The following is a 3,124-nucleotide window of genomic DNA, read 5'->3' as shown; positions in this document are numbered from 1 at the left end:
TTCCGACTAGGCCGTGCTGCTAAAGGAGCTCAAGGTTTAGGGTTTGCGCCGCCCGGGCGTCGTCGTTCAAGAGCCAGCCGGACAATGTGACTCATTTGTCCCAGCTTCTCCTCGGCGGCGCGGATGCACCCTCACCGCGATCGGCGCCGGCATCGAATACGACATCCTGCAGCGCGCCGGCGCCGACAACGTCTTCTCACCGGACGACCCCGCATTCGCCGACTTCTTCGCCGCCGAGATCACCCCGGAATCCCTCGCCGCCGAAGCACCCGATGCACTCGTGTTCGCGGTGACCGACTCCGCGCAGGAGGCCGCTGTCCGCTCGTACCTCGCAGCGACCTTCCCGGACATGCCCGCCGTGCGCGACGGGCGACTGATCGCGGTGCCCTCGACCGACCTGTTCCCCGGCACGCTCGGCAACGTCTCGGCGGTGCGGCTGATCGCCGAGGAGCTCTACCCCGACGCGGTCTTCGACTGACCCGCACCGGCGACACCTCGGGGAGCGTGATCCCCGAGGTGTCGCCGTCGAATGCTCAAGGGGTGTCGCATCAGATCGATCCCGCCCCGAGCGCGGCGTTCAGATCTCGTATACGTCTCGGCGGTGAGCGACCCGCACCACGGTCACGAGCACCTGGTCGTCGATCACTTCGTAGAGAACGCGGTAGTCGCCGATGCGCACCCGCCACGCGTTGTCATAGCCGGAGAGTTTGCGGACCCCATGAGGGCGGGGTTCGCGCTCGAGTTCGGCGATCCCGGAGAGCACCCGTCGACGGATCTGCGCATCGAGTTTGCGTAGCTCTTTGGCGGCCGCTGTGGTGAACTCCACCCGATAGGTGGTCACGCAACTTCCGTGAGGAGCTCATCGAGCGACACACGCTGTCCATCGTCTGCAACCTTGGCCGCCGCGAACTCGGCCGCATCGCGCGCGGCCTCGAGCTCTTCGAGCAGTTCCAGGTCAGCCACGCTGATCACGACGGCCGTGAGCTTCCCGTGGCGAGTGACGCCCACACGCTCGGAACCATAAGCGACTCCACCGAGGACGTCGGCCAAGCTATCGCGAAGATCCTTCGACGGGACGCTGCGGCTGATCGTGTTCATGATTTCATTCTACCGCTTATGTACATAAGTGGAAGAAGATACAGAAATCAGGCCTGCATGACAGCGAGCACATTGCCGGCCGGGTCGCGGAACCACGCGATGTCCGGGCCGCGACCGTTGCTGCGGACGATACCGCGCTCATCGGAGGGAAACTCCTCGTCGCTGTAGATCTTGGTCTGCACGCCCCGGGCGATGAGCTCGTCGACCGCGGCATCGACATCCGCCACCGGGAAGTTCAGGATCGTGAAGCTCGCCGGCGTGTGGTTCGGCTTCGAGTAGACGAGGATCGACCCGCCGCTCGGCAGCCGCAGATCGAGGAAGCCCATCGCGTTACGCTCGACATCGAGCCCGAGGGCCGTGCCGTAGAACTCTTCCGCCGCGTCGATGTCGTCGACGCTGAATCCGCTGAATGCGTTGTCCGCTGTGAAGGCCGCCATGGTTCCAGCATCCGCCGTCCTCCGCCGATTGTCGAGGCCCTTCATCGGCGCCCTTCATCGGCGCAGTCGCGGCACCAGGCGGTCGGTCGCCTGCAAGGGAGGTTCGTCCAGTGCCCCTGCGAGTACTCGGGGATGTGCACGGAGTCGAGGAAGACCTCGTTCCCCTTGACGAACGCGTAGCCGTCGCTGAGGTTGGCGCGCCCCTGACGCAGTGACTTGACCTCGGTGCCGGTGAGCACCATCCCCGCTTCGTACGACTTCTCGATCGTGTAGTCGTGACGTGCGCGACGATTGGTCGCGATGACCTTCTCTCCGCGTTCCCTGGGCATGATGCTCTCCTGTTGCCGTAATGAGCTCGATCGATCGATCCGACCGAGCAGCCTTTCAGGCTATCAGGTACGCAGCCAGCGTCGGATCGCGAAGCCGGCCGAGAGCGCGGCGAGGATGACGCCGATGCCGATCAGCACGGGAACCACGAGCGCGGCATCCTGCATCGTCACCCATGTCGTGATGAACGGAACCCGGCCCCGAAGGTAGCCGTTGACTCCGAAGTGCACGCCGGCTACGACCGCGGCGCTGGCCAGGGCCGAGCCGAGGAAGGCCGCAAACACGCCTTCGAGGACGAACGGCGTCTGGATGAAGCGGTTGGACGCTCCGACCAGGCGCATGATGCCGATCTCCTTGCGTCGGGCATACGCCGACAGCCGGATGGTGGTTCCGATCAGCAGGGTGGCCGCGATGAGCATGAGCACCGCGATGCCCACCGCGATGTATGTCGCGACGGTCAACGCGGAGAACAACGGCTCGAGGTATTGGAGCTGATCCTTGACCTGCTCCACACCGGCCTGTCCGCTGAACGCCTCGGCGAGCACCTGCGACTGGCCCGGGTCCTTCATGGTGACGAAGAACACCTCGAAGGCCTGGTCGGGCGTGAGCACGCTCGCCTGATCGGCGCCGAGCTGATCGACGAGCTTGGCGTAGGTCTCTTCCTTGGTGTCGAACGTCATCGAGCTGATGAGCGGCTTGAGCGCGTCCCCCTCGAGCTGTGCACGGACGGCGGTGACCTGCTCCTCGCTCGCGGCGCCGTCGAGGCAGGTCTCGGATTCCGAGACCGCGGAGCACATGTACACCGCGACCTGGGCGCGCTCGGCCCAGTAGCCGCGCATGACGCCGATCTGTCCCTGCATCAGGATCGCCGCACCCACGAACGTCAGGGAGACGAAGGTGACGAGCACGACGGAGATCACCATCGAGATGTTCCGCCGGAGCCCGCCCAGGGCTTCGGTCAGGATGAGTCCGATTCTCATGAGGTCGGGCCCACTTCCTCGTCGTCTTCATCGGAGAGGCCGAGGCGATCGGCGACTCCGAGCTCGGCGACGTCGACCGTCGGCAGCGTGATGGGGTGTGTTCGCGGGCGGATGACCGCCGGAGGTTCGACGGCGGCGGGAGGCTCCACGACGTTCACGGTTGCGCAGCTCCGTGAGCATGTTCATCCATTGCTTCGCACCCTCCCCGCCGGTCGGTCCCATCCACAACCCGAGAACGTCACGATGCCCCTCCAGATCGATGCCGACAGCGACGTAGACAGG

6 protein-coding genes and 2 pseudogenes are annotated in these 3,124 nt (G+C 65.3%); 1 reads left to right on the top strand and 7 read right to left on the bottom strand.

What is annotated here, in order from left to right; genetic code table 11:
* Positions 1-43 precede the first annotated feature (43 nt).
* On the top strand, positions 44-478 hold the full coding sequence (locus KZA10_RS10700) for a hypothetical protein (protein WP_218682868.1): 435 nt from the start codon (positions 44-46) through the stop codon (positions 476-478).
* Between the two features lie 99 nt (positions 479-577).
* Here KZA10_RS10700 and KZA10_RS10695 read toward each other — a convergent pair whose 3' ends face one another.
* The 7 genes and pseudogenes from KZA10_RS10695 to KZA10_RS18040 form a co-directional block, all read right to left on the bottom strand.
* Positions 578-841: a type II toxin-antitoxin system RelE/ParE family toxin gene (locus KZA10_RS10695; protein WP_055869247.1), complete on the bottom strand. Its 264-nt coding sequence runs from the start codon at positions 839-841 to the stop codon at positions 578-580.
* On the bottom strand, positions 838-1,098 hold the full coding sequence (locus tag KZA10_RS10690) for a type II toxin-antitoxin system prevent-host-death family antitoxin (RefSeq protein WP_218682866.1): 261 nt from the start codon (positions 1,096-1,098) through the stop codon (positions 838-840). Before KZA10_RS10690 ends, KZA10_RS10695 begins: the two co-directional genes overlap by 4 nt.
* A 47-nt stretch (positions 1,099-1,145) precedes the next feature.
* A complete protein-coding gene (locus KZA10_RS10685) occupies positions 1,146-1,535 on the bottom strand; it encodes a VOC family protein (RefSeq protein ID WP_218682865.1) in 390 nt (129 codons plus the stop codon).
* 86 nt (positions 1,536-1,621) lie between these two features.
* Positions 1,622-1,864: pseudogene (locus KZA10_RS10680) on the bottom strand (SsrA-binding protein); the annotation flags it as partial.
* 63 nt (positions 1,865-1,927) lie between these two features.
* Positions 1,928-2,842, bottom strand: coding sequence for a permease-like cell division protein FtsX (gene ftsX, locus KZA10_RS10675; protein ID WP_141386246.1), 915 nt, complete (start codon positions 2,840-2,842; stop codon positions 1,928-1,930).
* Positions 2,839-3,000, bottom strand: a complete 162-nt coding sequence (locus KZA10_RS18045; protein ID WP_256934713.1) for a hypothetical protein — start codon at positions 2,998-3,000, stop codon at positions 2,839-2,841. Before KZA10_RS18045 ends, ftsX begins: the two co-directional genes overlap by 4 nt.
* A pseudogene (locus tag KZA10_RS18040) lies at positions 2,999-3,124 on the bottom strand (transposase); the annotation flags it as partial. The pseudogene KZA10_RS18040 and the gene KZA10_RS18045, both read right to left, overlap by 2 nt.

The sequence above is a fragment of the Microbacterium sp. BF1 genome (genome assembly GCF_019279095.1).
Lineage (GTDB): Bacteria > Actinomycetota > Actinomycetes > Actinomycetales > Microbacteriaceae > Microbacterium > Microbacterium maritypicum.
The sequence above is the reverse complement of the archived record's forward strand: the minus strand, read 5'-3'. Positions and strand labels throughout refer to the sequence as shown.

Bases quoted from the DNA above. Each gene is read 5' to 3' on its own strand.
- KZA10_RS10690 (WP_218682866.1), bottom strand. From the start codon at position 1,098: ATGAACACGATCAGCCGCAGCGTCCCGTCGAAGGATCTTCGCGATAGC.
- KZA10_RS10685 (WP_218682865.1), bottom strand. From the start codon at position 1,535: ATGGCGGCCTTCACAGCGGACAACGCATTCAGCGGATTCAGCGTCGAC.
- ftsX (WP_141386246.1), bottom strand. From the start codon at position 2,842: ATGAGAATCGGACTCATCCTGACCGAAGCCCTGGGCGGGCTCCGGCGG.